Annotated in this window: 25 protein-coding genes and 1 tRNA gene; 23 read left to right on the top strand and 3 right to left on the bottom strand. The window is 32.5% G+C overall.

Annotated elements, in window-relative coordinates; genetic code table 11:
* Positions 1 to 9: 9 nt before the first annotated feature.
* The 17 genes from rplV to HYY52_04505 all read left to right on the top strand — a co-directional run bounded on the left by rplV (position 10) and on the right by HYY52_04505 (position 8,689).
* A complete protein-coding gene (rplV, locus tag HYY52_04585) occupies positions 10 to 420 on the top strand; it encodes a 50S ribosomal protein L22 (GenBank protein MBI2995962.1) in 411 nt (136 codons plus the stop codon).
* Positions 421 to 422: 2 nt separating this feature from the next.
* Positions 423 to 1,166, top strand: a complete 744-nt coding sequence (gene rpsC / locus HYY52_04580) for a 30S ribosomal protein S3 (GenBank protein ID MBI2995961.1) — start codon at positions 423 to 425, stop codon at positions 1,164 to 1,166.
* Between the two features lie 6 nt (positions 1,167 to 1,172).
* A complete protein-coding gene (gene rplP, locus HYY52_04575) occupies positions 1,173 to 1,595 on the top strand; it encodes a 50S ribosomal protein L16 (GenBank protein ID MBI2995960.1) in 423 nt (140 codons plus the stop codon).
* 6 nt (positions 1,596 to 1,601) lie between these two features.
* Positions 1,602 to 1,805, top strand: a complete 204-nt coding sequence (rpmC, locus tag HYY52_04570; protein MBI2995959.1) for a 50S ribosomal protein L29 — start codon at positions 1,602 to 1,604, stop codon at positions 1,803 to 1,805.
* A 14-nt stretch (positions 1,806 to 1,819) separates the two neighbouring features.
* Positions 1,820 to 2,065, top strand: coding sequence for a 30S ribosomal protein S17 (gene rpsQ / locus HYY52_04565; protein ID MBI2995958.1), 246 nt, complete (start codon positions 1,820 to 1,822; stop codon positions 2,063 to 2,065).
* A 17-nt stretch (positions 2,066 to 2,082) separates the two neighbouring features.
* A complete protein-coding gene (gene rplN / locus HYY52_04560) occupies positions 2,083 to 2,451 on the top strand; it encodes a 50S ribosomal protein L14 (protein MBI2995957.1) in 369 nt (122 codons plus the stop codon).
* A gap of 17 nt (positions 2,452 to 2,468) precedes the next feature.
* Positions 2,469 to 2,933, top strand: coding sequence for a 50S ribosomal protein L24 (gene rplX / locus HYY52_04555; GenBank protein ID MBI2995956.1), 465 nt, complete (start codon positions 2,469 to 2,471; stop codon positions 2,931 to 2,933).
* A gap of 12 nt (positions 2,934 to 2,945) precedes the next feature.
* Positions 2,946 to 3,497, top strand: coding sequence for a 50S ribosomal protein L5 (gene rplE / locus HYY52_04550; GenBank protein ID MBI2995955.1), 552 nt, complete (start codon positions 2,946 to 2,948; stop codon positions 3,495 to 3,497).
* 29 nt (positions 3,498 to 3,526) lie between these two features.
* Positions 3,527 to 3,598, top strand: a tRNA-Gly gene (locus HYY52_04545).
* Positions 3,599 to 3,622: 24 nt separating this feature from the next.
* On the top strand, positions 3,623 to 3,829 hold the full coding sequence (locus HYY52_04540) for a type Z 30S ribosomal protein S14 (protein MBI2995954.1): 207 nt from the start codon (positions 3,623 to 3,625) through the stop codon (positions 3,827 to 3,829).
* 41 nt (positions 3,830 to 3,870) lie between these two features.
* The gene (gene rpsH / locus HYY52_04535; protein MBI2995953.1) at positions 3,871 to 4,278 is read left to right on the top strand and encodes a 30S ribosomal protein S8; all 408 of its coding nucleotides are present in this window, start codon (positions 3,871 to 3,873) and stop codon (positions 4,276 to 4,278) included.
* A 10-nt stretch (positions 4,279 to 4,288) separates the two neighbouring features.
* Positions 4,289 to 4,846 (top strand): 50S ribosomal protein L6, encoded by a 558-nt coding sequence (gene rplF / locus HYY52_04530; protein MBI2995952.1) that lies wholly within the window; start codon positions 4,289 to 4,291, stop codon positions 4,844 to 4,846.
* A gap of 12 nt (positions 4,847 to 4,858) precedes the next feature.
* Complete coding sequence (locus HYY52_04525) at positions 4,859 to 5,227, top strand: 50S ribosomal protein L18 (protein MBI2995951.1); 369 nt, start codon at positions 4,859 to 4,861, stop codon at positions 5,225 to 5,227.
* Positions 5,228 to 5,318: 91 nt separating this feature from the next.
* Positions 5,319 to 5,990, top strand: a complete 672-nt coding sequence (rpsE, locus tag HYY52_04520; protein ID MBI2995950.1) for a 30S ribosomal protein S5 — start codon at positions 5,319 to 5,321, stop codon at positions 5,988 to 5,990.
* A gap of 1 nt (position 5,991) precedes the next feature.
* The gene (rplO, locus tag HYY52_04515; GenBank protein ID MBI2995949.1) at positions 5,992 to 6,441 is read left to right on the top strand and encodes a 50S ribosomal protein L15; all 450 of its coding nucleotides are present in this window, start codon (positions 5,992 to 5,994) and stop codon (positions 6,439 to 6,441) included.
* On the top strand, positions 6,441 to 7,910 hold the full coding sequence (gene secY, locus HYY52_04510; protein ID MBI2995948.1) for a preprotein translocase subunit SecY: 1,470 nt from the start codon (positions 6,441 to 6,443) through the stop codon (positions 7,908 to 7,910). The genes rplO and secY overlap by 1 nt, the downstream gene beginning before the upstream one ends.
* A complete protein-coding gene (locus tag HYY52_04505; GenBank protein ID MBI2995947.1) occupies positions 7,907 to 8,689 on the top strand; it encodes an ABC transporter permease in 783 nt (260 codons plus the stop codon). The genes secY and HYY52_04505 overlap by 4 nt, the downstream gene beginning before the upstream one ends.
* Before the next feature lie 64 nt (positions 8,690 to 8,753).
* On the opposite strand, the gene rplC is transcribed toward HYY52_04505, so the two are convergent.
* From rplC to tuf, 3 genes are read right to left on the bottom strand one after another with little or no spacing between them, the layout of a single operon-like run.
* Entirely contained in the window at positions 8,754 to 9,416 is a 663-nt protein-coding gene (gene rplC / locus HYY52_04500) for a 50S ribosomal protein L3 (GenBank protein MBI2995946.1), read from the bottom strand.
* Positions 9,413 to 9,745, bottom strand: a complete 333-nt coding sequence (rpsJ, locus tag HYY52_04495) for a 30S ribosomal protein S10 (protein MBI2995945.1) — start codon at positions 9,743 to 9,745, stop codon at positions 9,413 to 9,415. Before rpsJ ends, rplC begins: the two co-directional genes overlap by 4 nt.
* Before the next feature lie 10 nt (positions 9,746 to 9,755).
* Positions 9,756 to 10,970 carry an elongation factor Tu gene (gene tuf / locus HYY52_04490; GenBank protein MBI2995944.1) on the bottom strand — a complete coding sequence of 405 codons (1,215 nt, stop codon included), beginning with the start codon at positions 10,968 to 10,970 and terminating at the stop codon, positions 9,756 to 9,758.
* 292 nt (positions 10,971 to 11,262) lie between these two features.
* On the opposite strand from tuf, the gene HYY52_04485 reads away from it, so the two are divergent.
* Genes HYY52_04485 through HYY52_04460 form a run of 6 tightly spaced genes read left to right on the top strand, consistent with a single transcriptional unit; the run spans position 11,263 to position 16,675 of the window.
* A complete protein-coding gene (locus tag HYY52_04485) occupies positions 11,263 to 13,359 on the top strand; it encodes a BamA/TamA family outer membrane protein (protein MBI2995943.1) in 2,097 nt (698 codons plus the stop codon).
* Between the two features lie 48 nt (positions 13,360 to 13,407).
* Positions 13,408 to 13,920 (top strand): OmpH family outer membrane protein, encoded by a 513-nt coding sequence (locus tag HYY52_04480; GenBank protein MBI2995942.1) that lies wholly within the window; start codon positions 13,408 to 13,410, stop codon positions 13,918 to 13,920.
* Between the two features lie 42 nt (positions 13,921 to 13,962).
* A complete protein-coding gene (lpxD, locus tag HYY52_04475) occupies positions 13,963 to 15,021 on the top strand; it encodes a UDP-3-O-(3-hydroxymyristoyl)glucosamine N-acyltransferase (protein MBI2995941.1) in 1,059 nt (352 codons plus the stop codon).
* A gap of 28 nt (positions 15,022 to 15,049) precedes the next feature.
* Positions 15,050 to 16,168: a UDP-N-acetylglucosamine 2-epimerase (non-hydrolyzing) gene (gene wecB, locus HYY52_04470; GenBank protein MBI2995940.1), complete on the top strand. Its 1,119-nt coding sequence runs from the start codon at positions 15,050 to 15,052 to the stop codon at positions 16,166 to 16,168.
* 58 nt (positions 16,169 to 16,226) lie between these two features.
* A complete protein-coding gene (locus tag HYY52_04465) occupies positions 16,227 to 16,469 on the top strand; it encodes a hypothetical protein (GenBank protein ID MBI2995939.1) in 243 nt (80 codons plus the stop codon).
* 5 nt (positions 16,470 to 16,474) lie between these two features.
* Positions 16,475 to 16,675 carry a hypothetical protein gene (locus tag HYY52_04460; GenBank protein ID MBI2995938.1) on the top strand — a complete coding sequence of 67 codons (201 nt, stop codon included), beginning with the start codon at positions 16,475 to 16,477 and terminating at the stop codon, positions 16,673 to 16,675.
* Positions 16,676 to 17,010 lie beyond the last annotated feature (335 nt).

Here is a 17,010-nt window from a genome sequence, read left to right as displayed (position 1 = left end):
AGTTAAGCTATGGCAAAAGCAATTGTAAAATACGTTAGAATGTCTCCACGAAAGTTACGAAGAGTAGTTGACGTTATTCGTGGCAAAAGTACAATTGAAGCACAAACTATTTTAAAGTTTATGCCCTATGCTGCAGCAAAAATTGTTGAAAAAGTTTTAAAATCAGCAGTTTCTAATGCAAAAGAAAATGAAAAACTAGATCCTAAAGAGCTTAAGATCTCATATGCATGTGTAGATGGAGCACCAACATTACGCAGGTGGAGAGCAGTTTCAAGAGGAAGAGGGTATCCTATTTTAAAAAGAACAAGCCATGTAACACTAGAAGTTGTATCAGATTCAGATCTTGCTTCTTCAAAACCAGTAAAGGCAGCTACTAAATATGAACATAAAGACAAAGAAAAAAAAGAGGAGAAAAAATAATAATGGGTCAAAAAACACATCCAAAAGGTTTTAGGTTAGGAATTATCCAGACATGGGATTCTCAATGGTATGCACCTCCAAGGTATTATGCAGACTTAGTTATGGAAGATAGGCTAATACGAGAGTTTATAAAAAGAAAACTTTACAATGCAGGTATAAGTAAAATTGAGATTTGGAGAAAAGCTCAATTAATTCAAGTTAATATTCATTCTATAAGACCAGGAATTGTTGTAGGTAAAGGTGGACAAGGTTTAGAAACTTTAAGAAATCAAATTCTTGAATTAATTAACAGGAAAGATGTTGTTGTACAAATTAATGTAATGGAAGTAACTAAGCCTGATTTAGATGCTCAACTTACAAGCGAAGCAGTAGCTCAACAGTTGGAGAGGCGAGTTGCTTTTCGTAAGGCAATGAAACAAGCAATGCAAAGAGCTATGCGTGCTGGCGCATTAGGTGTTAAGGTAATGGTTTCAGGCAGGCTTGGAGGCAATGAAATTGCAAGAACAGAATGGCTTCGGGAAGGTGCAATACCATTACATACGTTGAGAGCAGATATTGATTATGGTCTTGCAATTTCAAGAACTATATTTGGAGTAATTGGTGTAAAGGTTTGGATTTATCGTGGCAATTTAATGCCTGGCGAAACTGTGGGGTCAAATAAAGAAGCACTAAAACCAGTAACAGATGTTAGTGAGGATGAAGGTGAAACTAATTTTAGAAAAGGGAGAAGAAGGAAAAAAAGGTAAAAAGTAATGTTAGTTCCAAGGCAAACAAAATTTAGAAAACAAATGCGTGGGAGAATGACTGGTAAGGAATCACGTGGTGTTAGATTGCATTATGGTGAGTATGGTTTACAAGCACTGGAACCAGCTTGGATTTCATCAAAGCAATTAGAAGCAGCAAGAAAAGCCATGGTAAGAAGTATTAAAAGAGGCGGAAAAATCTGGATTATGGTTTATCCAGATAAACCTGTAACAAAAAAACCAGCCGAAGTTAGAATGGGTTCTGGCAAAGGTAATCCTGAGTTTTGGGTTACAGTTATAAGACCAGGTCGAATTCTTTTTGAGATGACTGGCATTCCAAGAGAAATAGCAATTGAATCGTTACTCTTGGCATCTCATAAGCTACCAATAAAATGTAGGATTCTTGAAAAAGAAGAACATATAAAAGGATAATTTTTTATGGCACTTATGAAACTAGTAGAAATTAGAGAATTAACATCTGGTGAATTAAAAGACCAGATAAAAAAATCTAGGATAGAACTTGTTGACTTAAGAATGAAATTTGCAAGCAGACAATTAGAAGATGTCTCTCAAATAAGAAAAAAAAGAAAAGAAATTGCAAGATTGCTTACTATAATTAAATCTAAGGGAGGGCAAAAATAAAGCTAAATAATCCTATGCCAAAGAAAATTTTAACTGGGAAGGTTGTAAGCAATAAAATGGATAAAACCATTGTTGTTGCAGTTGAAAACAAAACCCCACACCCAAAATATAAAAAAACAGTGATAAGGACAAAAAAGTTTAAAGCACATGATGAAACTAATCAGTGTAAGATTGGAGATATTGTAAAAATCATTGAGCATCCACCAATTAGTAAAACAAAAAGGTGGAAGTTAAACGAAGTCTTGGTAAAAACAGAATAGAGGTCTATTAAAAGAAAATGATACAGCAAGAAACTAATTTAGAAGTTGCAGACAATACTGGTGCAAAACGAGTCAGATGCATTAGAGTTTTAAAAGGAAGTAATGCACGTTACGCAGGTGTTGGTGATCTTATTATTGGCTCTGTAAAAGAAGCACTTCCAAATATGCTTGTAAAAGAACATGAAATTGTTACTTGTGTTATTGTCAGGACTAAAAAAACTTTAAGTAGAAATGATGGCAGTAAAATTAGATTTGATGAAAATGCTGTAGTAATAATTGATAAACAAAACAACCCAAGAGGAACCCGCGTTTTTGGACCTGTTGCAAGAGAGTTAAGAGAAAAACAGTTTATGAAAATTGTTTCATTAGCACCAGAGGTATTATAGAAATTGAGAATTGAGAAATGAGCGAACAATATATAAAAATAAATAACAAGAATAAAAGAAGAAGAGTTATATACTCAAATCTTCCTATTGGAGGACATCCTAAGAGAAAAGGTTTTTACATTGTTTCAAAAGCATTTGTAAAAGATAGTGTAACAAATCCAAAAGCAAAATTAAGTATTAAACGTGGTGATACTGTAATGGTTATTTCTGGAGATGATAAAGGAAAGACTGGGAAAATCCTAGCTGTATTTCCACGTGAGGGTAAGGTAATAGTTGAGTCTGTAAATATGATTCACAGACATCAAAAACCAAAAAGAGTTGGACAAGCTGGTGAAATAATTGAAAAAGAAGCACCAATCTTTGCATCTAAAGTTATGCTCTATGATGCTACAAAGAAAAGACCAAGCAGAAGCGGACATAAAATTTTAAAAGATGGCAAGAAAGTTCGTATTTTTAAAATTAGTGGAGAACCAATAGATTAATAGAAACATTATATGTCAAAGAAAATAAAAAACTTACAAGAAAGATTCAAGGCTGAGATTATAGATAGTCTTATGAAGAAACTTGGATATAAAAATGTTCATGAGATTCCTGTACTTGAAAAAATTGTAGTAAACATGGGCATGGGTGAAGCAATGTCAGATTCTAAGTTCTTAGATAGTGGCATTAATGATTTAAAGTTAATTACAGGACAAAAGCCTCTTATAACAAGAGCAAAAAAATCAATCTCAACTTTTAAAATCCGAAAAGGTGGACCTGTTGGTTGTAAGGTAACTTTACGTGCAAAAAGAATGTATGATTTTTACAGTAAGCTTGTTAATTTTATTTTACCTAGGCTGCGAGATTTTCATGGTGTTTCAACAAAGGGTTTTGATGGGAAAGGTAATTATAATTTAGGTTTAAAAGAACAAATTGTTTTTCCTGAAATTAACTTTGACAAGGTCGATAATATAAGAGGGATGGACATTGCTTTTGTAACTACAGCTAAAACAGACAATGAAGCTAAAGAACTTTTAAGTGCTTTAGGGATGCCGTTTAGAAAATAAGAGATTAGAGAATTGGAGGATGGAAGAATGCGGGTGTAATTCAGTGGTAGAATGCAAGCTTCCCAAGCTTGACGTCGCGGGTTCGAATCCCGTTGCCCGCTTGGGATAATAAGAAGGATATAACTATGGCAAAACTGTGCATGATTGAAAGAGAAAGAAAAAAAAGGATATTAGTCTTAAAAGGTAAATATCCAAAAGTAAAACTCCATAACCGTTGTAGAAAGTGTGGCAGGTCTCGTGGTTATTACAGGAATTTTGGACTTTGTAGACTTTGTTTAAGAGCAATGGCACATCAAGGATTGTTACCTGGTGTAGTTAAGGCAAGTTGGTAAGTAGTGGCAACTCTTGCAGTTGTCTAAAAAGGGAATAAAATATGACACATTCAGATCCAATTAGTGACATGATTTCAAGAATAAAAAATGCAATTAAAGCTATGCATGAAAGCGTTGATATACCAGCTTCTAAAATAAAAGTTAAAATTGCTGAAGTATTAAAAAAAGAAGGATATATTAATTCATATGAAATGCTTGAACTTGATGTAGTGAAAGTAAAAAAGATATTAAGGATACATTTAAAATATGGTCCAAGAGGTGAAAAATTAATTAAGGAATGGAAGCGTGTATCTAGTCCAGGCCTAAGAATTTATACTAGGTCTAAGAATGCTCCAAGAGTATTAAGTGGTTTAGGGGTTTCTATAATTAGTACTAGTAAAGGTTTGATGTCAGATCGTCAAGCAAGAAAAGAAGGTATAGGAGGAGAAGTGCTTTGTCAAATTTGGTAGGTTAAAAATTATGTCAAGAGTAGGAAAAAATCCAGTACAAATACCAGAGAAAGTCGAAGTTACTATTTCTGAATCTCCTACTAATCAATTAGTAAAAGTAAAAGGACCTAAGGGTGAGCTAGAAAATCAATTTAGAAAAGATATTAAAGTTGAGAAGCAAGATGGAAAGATTGTTTTAACAAGAAATAACAATGAAAAGTTTTTTAAAAGTTTACATGGAACTTATAGAACAATACTTCAAAATATGATTCTTGGAGTCACTCAAGGATTTAAGAAGGAGTTAGATATAGTTGGTGTAGGATATCGTGCCTTGCTTCAGGGGAATAAGTTAGTTTTACAAGTAGGCTATAGCAATCAAATAGAGGTTACTCCAAATAAAGAGACTAAAATAGAGGTAGACAAAAACCAAACTCATATAACAATTACTGGTATTGATAAACAAATTGTTGGTGATCTTTCTTCTCATATTAGATCTATAAGGTTACCTGAACCATATAAAGGAAAGGGAATTAAATATTCTAATGAGAGGATAAGAAGAAAAGTAGGGAAATCAGCAGTAAAGAAGTAGTAAAATAAAAAAGTGATAAATAAAACATCAAAAAAAGAAAGAAATAAGAAACGCCATTTCAGGCTAAGAAAAAAAATTATTGGTACACAAGAAAGACCCAGGTTATCTATATTTAAATCCAACAAGCACATATATGCTCAAATCATTGATGATATAAATGCCAGGACACTGTTATCATATTCTACTCTTCATCCTGAAGTAAAAAAAGAATTAAAAACCACATGGACTAAAGAAGCTGCAAAACTAATAGGTGAAAAAATTGCCAAAAGTGCTGATAATGCTGGTATAAAAAATGTTGTGTTTGATCGAGGTGGGAGTAAATATCATGGAAAAATTTTAGCTTTTGCAGAAGCAGCAAGAAATGAAGGGTTGGAGTTTTAAAACTATGGAAGAAGATAATAAAGAAAATACTGAAAATAAAAATGAATTAGAAAAGTTACCTGAAGTACAACCTGAAGTACAAGAAATAAAAATGGATGCACCAGTTGAAGAGTCTGAAACCCCAACTGCTGTTCCACAAGAAGAGGCTGAAGAAGATGAACTAACTGGTATTGAGGAAGCTACAGAGCAGGAAATAGTTCAAAAGGTTACTAAAAAAGAATCAAGAAGAAAAAGAAAAAGACGTGGTGACAAAGGCCCTGATTCTGCTAAATCTGAAGCTCCTGAATGGATAGAAAAAGTTGTACAAATAAGAAGAGTTACAAAGGTTGTTAAAGGTGGCAAGAAGTTAAGTTTTAGAGCTGTTGTAATAGTTGGAAATGCAAAAGGTCAAGTTGGAGTTGGAGTTGGAAAAGCTACAGAAGTAATTGGTGCAATTCAAAAAGGTGTTGTAGATGCAAAAAAAAGTTTAATTACTGTGCCTTTAATTAATTCAACAATACCACATCCAGTATGTGGTAAAGCATGTGCTGCAAAAGTCTTGTTAAAGCCAGCCAGAGAAGGAACAGGAATAAAAGCAGGTGGTGCAGCAAGAACTGTTCTTGAATTAGGTGGTGTTGGAGATATTTTATCTAAGTCACTTGGTTCAAGGTCACCATTAAATGTAGCAAGAGCTACGATTTCTGGTTTACAAGAACTTAGAAAGTTTGATGAAGTTGCAAAATTAAGAGGTATGAATTTAAGAGAAATAATAAGGGCGTCTTAAAATGAAACTAATGGATTTAAAACCAAATAAAGGTTCAAGAAGAAAACCTAAACTTTTAGGACGAGGTAGATGTTCTGGTAATGGAAAAACCTGTGGCAGAGGAAATAACGGACAAGGTCAAAGATCTGGCAAAGGAAAAAGAGCTGGTTTTGAAGGTGGACAAACTCCTTTGTACAGAAGGTTACCAAAATTTCAAACTAATGAAAGACCAAATAAAAGGTATTGGACAATTATAAACTTAACAAATTTGGAAAAACTTTCTTCTTATAAAGAAATTACTCCTGAGCTATTACTGGAGAAAAAAATTATTAATGACATTAATGATGGGATTAGAGTTTTAGGTGATGGAGAAATTAAATTTTCTGCTAATATAAAAGCACATTATTTTACAAAGTCAGCAAAAGAAAAAATAGAATCAGCTGGTGGTAAATGTGAAATAATAAGGATCTAATGTCTACCCAGGCTAGAAAAATTGGAAAAGAAGCAGGCATCTCAACTTTTGCAGAAATGTTTAAAGCTAGTGGCCTCATGCAAAAGTTAATGTTTACTGTTCTTATGCTTGCAATATACAGACTTGGAGTACATATTCCTTTAATAGGTGTAAATCATGATCTTTTAAAAAGGTCAAATATTTTAACCAGTGGACTTTTAGGTTTAGTAGATTTATTTGCAGGTGGAGCTTTAAGTGCTTTATCTATTTTTGCTCTTGGTATTGGACCATATATAACTTCCTCAATCATTATGCAGCTTATGACTGAAGTAATCCCTGCCCTAAAAAATATGCAAAGAGAACAAGGCGACCAAGGAAGGAAACAATTTCAACAAATTACAAGAAGAACTACAGTTGCTTTAGCAATGGTTCAATCATTAGCATTAGCAAGATTCCTTGATGTAACTGGAGTAGCAAATGCAGGTACACCAGCATTTTATTTAAATACAGTAGTAGTTCTTACTTGTTCAAGTATTTTTGTTATGTGGCTTGGTGAAGTTATTACAGAATCCGGCATTGGTAATGGTGCATCAATACTTATTTTTATTGGAATAGCTTCAAGAATGCCTATAATGATTAAAGATACAATTACTGCTTTAAATACTGGCTCATCACCTGCATGGGGCGTTGCAACATTATTATTGGTGTTTTGTATATTAGTAATTTTAATTATATTTATTCAAGAAGGAGCTAGGAAGATTTTAGTTTTAGGAGCTAGAAGACAAACTGTTGGTGGAAGAGTTACTAGTGCACCTGATCACTATATGCCATTTAAGATTAATCCTGCAGGAGTCTTACCAATTATATTTGCAAGCTCTTTAATGTTTCTTCCATTGCAATTACTTGCATTTGCAGGTCTGCAAAATAAATCAATCTCTATAACTTTAAGAGATTTTTTTACTAATACTCCTGGTTTTGCACAATTAAGTTTTGCCTTGTCGCAAGTAAAAATACAAGACAATTATATTTTTAGTGATCTTGGAAACTGGCTGACATTGCAAATTGAATATTTATTTAGAAGTGGACATTGGCAGCATTCTTTCATATACTTTTTACTAATCATGTTATTTTCTTATTTTTATGCTTCAATAATTTTAAACCCTAGGGAAATTGCTGAAAACTTAAAGAAAAATGGTTCAGCCATTCAAGGAGTAAAACCAGGCAAAGCAACAAGTGAGTATCTTGATTTAATAATTAACAGATTAATTTTTATTGGAGCAGTAGCAATAGGTTTAGTTGCTGTCCTACCAATTCATGTTGAGCAGCTTTGCCAAGTTAGTACTTTAGGCGGTTTAGGCAGTACATCATTAATAATTTTAGTTGGGGTTGCTATAGATACAAGAAATCAGATTATTACCTATGCACAAACTCATAGATATCAAACAAGAAGCATATTAACAAGCTCTTTTGCTAAAAAACCATTGTTATGAAGTTAAACATTGATAATCTTTTCTCAAAAATTAATCCAACAAATATTTTTATAGCAACTCTTGCAAAAAACTTTATTGAAGCTGCTAAAGTTATTTCCAGAGACTTGCCTTCAGGGAATCTTTATATTAATAATCTGCTTGAATATTTGAAGAGAATTATTTGGACATGTTTACCAATTGCAACTCTTACTGTAAGTGCTAGTTCCCTAATTTATGCAATTCATGTAGCACCAGAACTTTCTCTTAGAGGGTTAAATATATATTTAGGTGGAATAGTTGCATTATCCCTTATTAGAGAAGGGGTTCCTGTATTAGGTTCTCTTGCATTAGTAACTCAGTTTTGTTCTGGCATGACAGCACAAATTGGTTCAATGAAAATTACTGAACAATTAGATGCAATGAAAATTGTAAAAGTTCAGAGCAGTGAATATTTACTTGTGCCTATGGTTATTGCTGGACTTGTTGGTTTTCCCCTAATCATGGTGCTTTGTATAGCAATGGCATTATTGATTAATTTTATATTTTGCAAATTTTTAATTAATATTACTTCAAGTTTATATTTAACATCAATTTTTAGTTCAGTAAATATGAAAGATATTTCTCTTTGTTTAGTAAAGGCATGTATATTTGGTTTTGTAGTAACTTTAGTAAGTTATACATGTGGGATTCTAACTTCTGGTGGTTCTAAAGAAGTTGGTAATTCAACTAAGCTTTCTGTTGTAATAAACTTTGCACTCGTTGTAATTTTGGATTATATAATTACGGCACTTTGGATTTAAAAAGGTTTCTAGGTTTCAGGGTTTCTAGGTTCTAGCCTTGTAACCTTGCAACCTTGTAACTATCCTAGTTCCACTTCTTAATCGATGGTTTTATAACAAGCATTGTACCTTCAGCACCCGGAAGTGCACCTTTTATTAATGCAATATTTTTTTCTTTATCAACTTCTATAACTTTTAATTTTTTAACTGTGATAATTTCATTACCCATTCTAGATGGCATTTTTTTGCCTGGTAAAACTCTTCCAGGGAAAGTATGTGCCCCAATTGAACCTGGCTGTCTGTAAGATTTTGAACCATGAGATTTAGCACCACGGCTTTTTTGGTAAAGCTTTACCATCCCTTGAAAGCCTTTACCAATTGATACTCCTGATACATCAACATATTCATTTGGAATTAATATTTTTAAAGGATCAATCGCTTCACCAATCTTGTAAGTATCTAAGTCTTTTGACTCAACTCTAACTTCTTTTAAAAAACTAAGATTTGGTAAGTTTTTCTTTTTTAAATTTCCTAAAAGTGGTTTGTTTAAATGCTTTTCCTTTTTTACATTTGCTCCGATTTGGATAGCACTGTAACCATTTTTAGATGATGTTTTTATTTCAGTAATAATATTTTCAGAAAGCTCTACTACAGTAACAGGTACAGCATCTCCATCCTTGCTAAAGTACTGAGTCATTCCAAGTTTTTTAGCTAATATTTCTAGTCTTGTCCTTATAGGCCTTGTCATAGTTTTAACTCAATATCTACCCCTGCAGGTAAATCTAATCTTGTCAGAGCATCTGTAGTTTCATTTGTAGGGTTTTCAATGTCTATAAGCCTCTTATGAATTCTTATTTCAAAATGCTCTCTTGATTTTTTATCTACGTGCGGAGATCTATTTACACAATAAATGTGCCTGTCAGTTGGCAAATAAATTGGGCCAGTTATTGCAGCTCCTGTCCTAACAGCTGAATCTACAATTTGATCACAAGAAGCATCAAGAGCTCTATGATCATATCCCTTTAAGCGGATACGAATACGATTTTTTAATGGTTGTTCTAGTGTTTTTTTTGTCATTTACAAGTTATTAGGCAAGGATTTTACTTACTACTCCTGCACCTACTGTTCTACCACCTTCGCGGATTGCAAATCTCATTCCTTCTTCAATTGCAACTGGTTGAATAAGTTCTACTTCCATTGCAATGTTGTCACCTGGCATTACCATTTCAACACCAGCTGGGAGTTTAACTGAGCCAGTAACGTCTGTAGTCCTTACATAAAATTGTGGCCTGTAACCTGGGAAAAATGGCGTATGTCTTCCGCCTTCTTCTTTTGTAAGAACATAAACCTCAGCATTAAACTTAGTGTGAGGCTTAATTGAACCTGGTTTTGCAAGAACTTGACCACGTTCTACACCATCTTTTTCAATCCCTCGTAAAAGTACACCAGCATTATCTCCTGCTTGAATTTCATCTAATGTTTTTCTAAACATTTCAAGTCCAGTTGCTATGGTTTTTGTAGTTTCTTTTATTCCTACTATTTCAACTTCTTCTTGTGCTTTTAACTTACCTCTTTCAACACGACCAGTAGCAACTGTTCCACGACCAGTAATAGAAAATACATCTTCTACTGCCATTAAGAATGGTTTATCAGTCTCTCTTACAGGAGTTGGGATGCTTTTATCAATAACATCCATGAGTTCATGAACACAATCAACATCTTTATTTTCACCTCTTTTGATAGTTGGATTTTTTACAAGTGCTTCCATTGCATTTAAGGCTGAGCCTTTTACAAACGGAATTTCACTACCTTTAAATCCATACTTAGTTAAAAGCTCTCTTGTTTCAACTTCAACTAAGTCAATTAATTCTTTATCATCAACCATATCTATTTTGTTTAAAAACACAACAATATGAGGTACTCCTACTTGACGAGCAAGCAGTATGTGTTCTCTTGTTTGTGGCATGGGACCATCTGCAGTTGAGATAACTAATATTGCTCCATCCATTTGTGCTGCACCAGTTATCATGTTTTTTATATAGTCAGCATGACCAGGACAATCTACGTGTGCATAGTGACGTGCTTTTGTTTCATATTCAACATGTGCTGTGTTAATTGTAATTCCTCTTGCTTTTTCTTCTGGTGCTGAATCAATCTCATCATATTTTTTTGGTTGTGCTTGACCAGTAGCAGCTAGTGCCATTGTAATTGCTGCTGTTAAGGTTGTTTTCCCGTGATCTACATGACCAATGGTTCCAATATTTACATTAGGTTTTGTTCTTTCAAACTTTTGCCTTGACATTTTGCTTGACTCCTTTAAATTGTTTTTACTTATGCTTTACTTGTAAAAAGCTTTAATATTTTACCTGGAAAGTTAAAGCTTGAAAAGATGCCAGTAATAGTTTTTTCCTAGACTAGTAATATGAGAAATCAAAATATTTCTTAATTTCCTATATACAATAGTCAAAATATAGGAATAAAAGCCTATTTTAAAAGGTTTATCCATATTGGTTTGGAAGTATATTGTTATTAAAACACTAACTGGGCTCTCAATAGCTCATGTTGCGTCATAATAATATGCTAAAATACTGCGTTTGATAAAAAAGAAAGATTCACCAAATCCTGTCTTAATGAATATTACAAAAAAAAATCAATGGTTGTCTGGAGTTCTAAGTTGTTTATTAATTAATAGCTTTCTTTTTCAGCTATTTATTCCAGCATATGCCCAGTCAGGGTTTTCAAATATTGGTTCTTTATTTAATAAATTAAAACAAAGTGATGAACGTGGTAAAAATGAAAAAGCAAACTTAGACCAGGCTGCCCTGATAAAGCAGGTTTTAATTCAAGGAAATAGATTAATTTCAGAAAAGCAAATATTAGATACCATTGATTCTAAAGTTGGCACAGAATTTAACAAAGATAAGGTTTTAAATGATCTGGAGTCCATTGACAGATTAGGTTATTTTGTCAGGGACAGTATTCAAGCAAATCCTGAGCAAGAAAAAGATGGTGTGTTATTAAAAATTAGAATTGAAGAAAATAATCCAATTTCAAGAGTACAAATTGTTGGCAATAAAATAATTTCTTCTGAAGAACTCTTAGTAACTTTTCAGGATTTAATTGGTTTACCAGAAAGTTTAACTAAGATATCAGAAGCATTAGATTTAATTGAAAGAAAATACAGAGAACGTGGTTTTGTTTTAGCAAGAGTTAGTGATATTTCTCTTGATCCAGACGGTACTTTAACAATAAACCTAAACGAAGGAATCATAGATAAAGTTGTTATTAAAGGGAATTTAAAAACAAAAGAAAAATACATAAAGAGATTTACTCCTAACTTAAGAGGGGGTGAAACTTACAATGAGATTTTATTAGTTCAAGACTTTAGAGCTCTTCAAGGCACAGGATTATTTAACGATGTACGCAGAACACTTACTTCATCAAAAGAAAATCCAGGAAAATATGATTTAAGTATTGAAGTTGAAGAAAAAAGAAATACTTCATTTGGTTTTGGTGGCGGGGTAAATACTTTAAATGGGGTATTTGCTAACTTTGGATTTAGTAATAATAATCTTTTTGGAGAAGGAAAAAGTGTTTCTCTTAATACTCAGTTTGGCACAGGGATTTTAGCTAACACAATTATTAATCAAAGATTCTTAGCAGACAGAAAAACAGCTCAAGTTGAAGCAAGGTATTTGGATCCTAACTTTTTAGGTACAAATAATTCTGTTAGCTTTTTTACTCATGGTTATACATTTAATAGTTACTTGGTTGACTTGGCTCAGGAAAAAAATATTGGTTTAGGAGTTTCTTTAACAAGACCGCTTGGTATGAACTTGCTGGGTGGTTTTGATTTAAGTGGAGAAAGTGTTGACTTAAAAGAATATGGTTCACAAGCAACTGACTTTTTAACAGATCAGCTAGTAAATGTTGATGATGGAAAGCTTTTAGGTGGGATTACTGAGAAAAATATTTTTAAACCTGGGCAATCAATCTCTGAGCATGAATTATCAGTACAAAAAGCACAAGCAGGTGAGCTTGCAAAAAAAATCAGGGAAGAACAATTACAAGATGGAAGATATCTTAGTTTTAGTCCAACACTTGCATTTGACAGCCGGGACAACTTATTAGATCCTAAAAAAGGTTCTTACAATAAAATTAATTTTGGTCAAGCAATTGGTATTGGAAATGGTAGTTTTACAAAGCTTGGAGTTGATTTAAGACGATATATTCCAGTAGGACAAAAAACAACACTTGCATTTAATTTACAAGGCTCCTCGAGATTGTTAGGTGATATCCCAATGTACAATCAATTTAAAGCTGGTGGTTATTATGGAGTTAGAGGTTACAGATCTTTTTCAGATTTAGGGATTGGTTCAAGGAGCTTACTTGCAAGTGCTGAAATTAGAACACCTTTGTTAGATACTATACCGGGTTTTCAAAATACACCACTTGGTCAAAATTTAAAACTTGTTTTCTTTACTGATTTAGGTTATGTAGGAGGTAATAGCAGGATAAACAGATTGTTTAACAGATTAGATACTGCATTGTCAACAGGTATTGGACTTAGAGCAAATGTTCCAATGCTTGGATCAATTAGAATTGATTATGGTATACCATTTATGAGAACTTTATGGCATAGTAAAAATATATTTGGAAGGTTTAATTTTGGATTAGGTGAAAGATTCTGAGGTTATCAGGTATTATTAAAGAGATACTTTTATTTAGGAGATATAAAAATGAATAGAATATTGAGTTTATTAGTGCTGATTACTTTTATTTCTTGGCCTAGTTATGGTTTAGCTCAAAGCAGTTCAAAAATTGGTGTTGTAGATGGGGAAAGGCTTTTTGATGAGTTTCCTAGTGCACAAGATGCTACTAAAAAAATTGCAGATGCTCAAGATGAATTAAAAGATACCATTAGTGAGACTGAAAAAATTTATAGTGAATTTGAAAAACAGAAAAAATCAGATTCTGAAAAATTAACTAAGAAAAAAGAACTTCAAGCAAAAATAGATTTAAAAGCTCAAGAAACAAAAAAGATGATTGAAACGTTATCAACTCAGATTGAGAATGATATTTTACAAGCAATTAAAAAAATTGCAGGAGAAAAAGGGCTTGATGTTATTCTTGATAAGAGAGCTGTCCTTGTTGGTGGAACTGATATTACTGATTCTGTATCTCTTCAATTAAAGAAAAAAGCACCACTTGCTAATGGAGATCCAGCAAACATAAATCAATTAAAAAAGTAGAGACGCATGGCCATACGTCTCTACAAAAAAACATAAATTAACATGCCTAAGGTAGTTCCAAAAACATTAGATGAAATTAGAGCTTTTATAGATGGTGAATTAGATGGTAGAAAAGATCTAGTTATAGACAGTTTAGCAACATCTCCTGACAGTTCTACCAGTGACGATCTACTTCTTATTTTTGAAGAAAAGTATTTAAAGAATATTCAAGAATTAAAAGCAAAAGCTTTAGTAGTTTCTTGTGATTTAAAAGAAAAATTTTCTGAAACTAAATTACCAAAAATATGGGTAAAAAGACCAAGATTAGTTTTAAAAAAATTACTTAATCTTTTTAGTAAGCTAAAATCTTTTCCAAAAGCAGGTATTCATGAAAAAGCAATTGTTGACTTATCTTCCAAGATTTCTAAAACTGCATGCATTGGTGCAAATGTTTACATTGGAGCAAATTGTATAGTTGGCGAGAATACTATAATTTACCCAAACTGTACTATCTTAGACAATTCACAGATTGGAAATAATGTAATTTTACATCCAGGTGTTGTAATTGGATCTGATGGTTATAGTTATGTTACAGAAGAAGAAAGTAATTTAGAAAAAGCAAAAAAAGGTAATTTTAATTTTAATCTAGGTCGTCAAATACAACATAAAATCTCATCAATTGGAAATGTAATTATTGAGGATGATGTTGAAATTGGAGCAAATAGTTGTGTTGATGCTGGGACAATTGGATCTACAATAATTGGTGCAGGTACAAAAATAGATAACCTAGTACAAATTGCTCACAATTGTAAAATCGGAAAAGATTGTTTAATTGTAGGTCAGGTTGGTTTTGCTGGCAGTGTCCAGACTGGCGACAGGATTATAGTTGGCGGGCAGACTGGTTTTGCAGACAATATAAATATTGGAAGTGATGTGATTTTTGTAGCAAGAAGTGCAGTTCATGGTGATATTCCATCAAATAGTATTTATATTGGAATGCCAGCAGTACCATATAAAGAATATTTTAAGAATGAAAAAGAAATGAAACGATTGCCAAGAAAATTTGAAAATCTTGAAGCACGGTTAAAATCACTAGAAGAAAAATTACGCATAGGAGTGTAGGGGCTTGACAAGCCAAGCCCTTCTAACAATGAAGAAGATAGCCATCGTTATAGGCACACGTCCAGAGGTAATAAAATTAGCCCCTGTTTATCTAGAATTAAAAAAATCTAAAAAATTAAAACCAATTTTAATAAACACTGGTCAGCACAAAGAAATGACTGATCAAATGCTTAAGTGGCTTGGGATTAAAGAAGATTATAATTTACATCTTATGGAAAAGAATCAATCCTTGCCAAACCTTACAGCAAGGGTGATTGAGAGTACATATAAAGTCTTTGAAAAAATAAAACCTGATTTAGTAATGGTAGAAGGAGATACAACAAGTGTTATGGCTGCAAGTTTAGCTGCGTTTTATTTAAAAATTCCAATTGCACATGTTGAAGCAGGGCTTAGAACAAACAATATTTATAATCCATATCCAGAAGAAATGGCAAGAAGAATGGTATCTCATCTTGCAACAATTCATTTTGCACCTACAGATAAAGCAGTTTTAAATTTAAAAAAAGAAAATATAAAAAATAATGTTTTTAAGACAGGAAATACGATTATTGATGCATTGTTGTATACAATAAAAAATTACTGTAGAGACGCATGGCCATGCGTCTCTACAGACAAAATCAATTTTAAAAAACATCGTGTGATTTTGGTAACGATGCACCGCCGTGAAAATTTTGGTAAAGCACACAAGGAAATTACAAAAACATTAATAAAGATTTTAAATAAATTTCCTGATATTGCAGTGCTTTTACCTCTTCATAAGAATCCAAAAGTTAGAAACGTAATAAGTCCTATTTTAAGAAAACATAAAAGAGCATTTTTAACTGAACCACTTGATTATGTACCATTTGTGTATGCTATGAAAAATTGTTATTTGATTTTAACTGATTCAGGCGGAGTACAAGAAGAAGCACCAACCTTTAGAAAGCCAGTACTAGTGCTTCGTACAACAACGGAACGTCCTGAAGGGATAAAAGCAGGCTCTGCAAAATTAGTTGGTATTAATCCAGAAAAAATATTTAAAGAAGTTTCAAAATTACTAACAGACAAAAAAGCATATAACAAAATGGTAAAAGTAAAAAATCCATATGGAGATGGTAATGCTGCTAAAAGGATAGCAAGGATTTTAATCAGGCTTATCCCTATTTAAGATAAAAATAATTCTCAATTCTCAATTTTTTAATTTACTGGTAAAATAATTGTTTGGAATGAAAAAAACATTAAAACTTTATATTGATACCTCTGTCTGGAATTTTTCACTTGAAACTGATAGGTCTGGTAGTACTTTAACAGATGACTTCTTACAGTTAATTATAAAAGAGAGTCATGATGTTATTGTCTCTGATACAGTAATGGCAGAAATTGAAGATGCACATGAACCAAGGAAAAGTAATTTACTTGGATTAATAGAAATAGTTTCACCTCAACAATTTGTGGGTAAAAAGGAGTAAAAGCTATGAGCGAACCAGAGCCAATGAAACAAATTCATGACATACGTCACAAGATGTATGAAGAAACAAAACATCTATCTGATAAGGACTTTTTAGAATATTATAGAAAAAAGTCTGAAGAAGCCCAAAAACAAATGAAAAAGATAAAACCTGCAAAAGACTTAAAGACATTTTTCTTAGAGCTAAAAAAGCAACAAGCAAGTTAAAAATTTACTCTTAACCACTTTCAGGCTTATCCCTATTTAAAATAAAAATAATTCTCAATTTTCAATTTTTTAATTTCTCCACCAAATAACCTGTTTCAATTTTTCGGGGGGGGGGGTAAAACAAAAATAGTGTTTTACTTCAAGATAAGGAGAAAAGATATGAAAAAGATTTTTGCAATGTTAATAGTTTTAATTTATACCAAGCTGAGTAAATAAGTTTACACACATAGGAACAAATAGGTAGAAATAGCTGGCCTTTGATTGGAGGTGCAGTTATGAGTAAATTAAAACACAATTTAAACGATTATGATTTTTTAGAGTTATACAAGAATGAG

The organism is Candidatus Melainabacteria bacterium (assembly GCA_016193285.1).
In the GTDB taxonomy this organism is placed as follows: domain Bacteria; phylum Cyanobacteriota; class Vampirovibrionia; order 2-02-FULL-35-15; family 2-02-FULL-35-15; genus JACPSL01.
The sequence above is the reverse complement of the archived record's forward strand: the minus strand, read 5'-3'. Positions and strand labels throughout refer to the sequence as shown.

Coding starts and splice junctions, on each gene's coding strand:
- rplN (MBI2995957.1), top strand. CDS start 2,083: ATGATACAGCAAGAAACTAATTTAGAAGTTGCAGACAATACTGGTGCA.
- rpsJ (MBI2995945.1), bottom strand. CDS start 9,745: ATGACAAAAAAAACACTAGAACAACCATTAAAAAATCGTATTCGTATC.
- rplE (MBI2995955.1), top strand. CDS start 2,946: ATGTCAAAGAAAATAAAAAACTTACAAGAAAGATTCAAGGCTGAGATT.
- rpsH (MBI2995953.1), top strand. CDS start 3,871: ATGACACATTCAGATCCAATTAGTGACATGATTTCAAGAATAAAAAAT.
- secY (MBI2995948.1), top strand. CDS start 6,441: ATGTCTACCCAGGCTAGAAAAATTGGAAAAGAAGCAGGCATCTCAACT.
- rpsC (MBI2995961.1), top strand. CDS start 423: ATGGGTCAAAAAACACATCCAAAAGGTTTTAGGTTAGGAATTATCCAG.
- rpsE (MBI2995950.1), top strand. CDS start 5,319: ATGGATGCACCAGTTGAAGAGTCTGAAACCCCAACTGCTGTTCCACAA.
- rplV (MBI2995962.1), top strand. CDS start 10: ATGGCAAAAGCAATTGTAAAATACGTTAGAATGTCTCCACGAAAGTTA.
- rplO (MBI2995949.1), top strand. CDS start 5,992: ATGAAACTAATGGATTTAAAACCAAATAAAGGTTCAAGAAGAAAACCT.
- rplC (MBI2995946.1), bottom strand. CDS start 9,416: ATGACAAGGCCTATAAGGACAAGACTAGAAATATTAGCTAAAAAACTT.
- rplF (MBI2995952.1), top strand. CDS start 4,289: ATGTCAAGAGTAGGAAAAAATCCAGTACAAATACCAGAGAAAGTCGAA.
- rplX (MBI2995956.1), top strand. CDS start 2,469: ATGAGCGAACAATATATAAAAATAAATAACAAGAATAAAAGAAGAAGA.
- HYY52_04460 (MBI2995938.1), top strand. CDS start 16,475: ATGAGCGAACCAGAGCCAATGAAACAAATTCATGACATACGTCACAAG.
- tuf (MBI2995944.1), bottom strand. CDS start 10,970: ATGTCAAGGCAAAAGTTTGAAAGAACAAAACCTAATGTAAATATTGGA.
- rpsQ (MBI2995958.1), top strand. CDS start 1,820: ATGCCAAAGAAAATTTTAACTGGGAAGGTTGTAAGCAATAAAATGGAT.
- wecB (MBI2995940.1), top strand. CDS start 15,050: ATGAAGAAGATAGCCATCGTTATAGGCACACGTCCAGAGGTAATAAAA.
- HYY52_04540 (MBI2995954.1), top strand. CDS start 3,623: ATGGCAAAACTGTGCATGATTGAAAGAGAAAGAAAAAAAAGGATATTA.
- HYY52_04480 (MBI2995942.1), top strand. CDS start 13,408: ATGAATAGAATATTGAGTTTATTAGTGCTGATTACTTTTATTTCTTGG.
- lpxD (MBI2995941.1), top strand. CDS start 13,963: ATGCCTAAGGTAGTTCCAAAAACATTAGATGAAATTAGAGCTTTTATA.
- rpmC (MBI2995959.1), top strand. CDS start 1,602: ATGGCACTTATGAAACTAGTAGAAATTAGAGAATTAACATCTGGTGAA.
- HYY52_04465 (MBI2995939.1), top strand. CDS start 16,227: ATGAAAAAAACATTAAAACTTTATATTGATACCTCTGTCTGGAATTTT.
- HYY52_04505 (MBI2995947.1), top strand. CDS start 7,907: ATGAAGTTAAACATTGATAATCTTTTCTCAAAAATTAATCCAACAAAT.
- rplP (MBI2995960.1), top strand. CDS start 1,173: ATGTTAGTTCCAAGGCAAACAAAATTTAGAAAACAAATGCGTGGGAGA.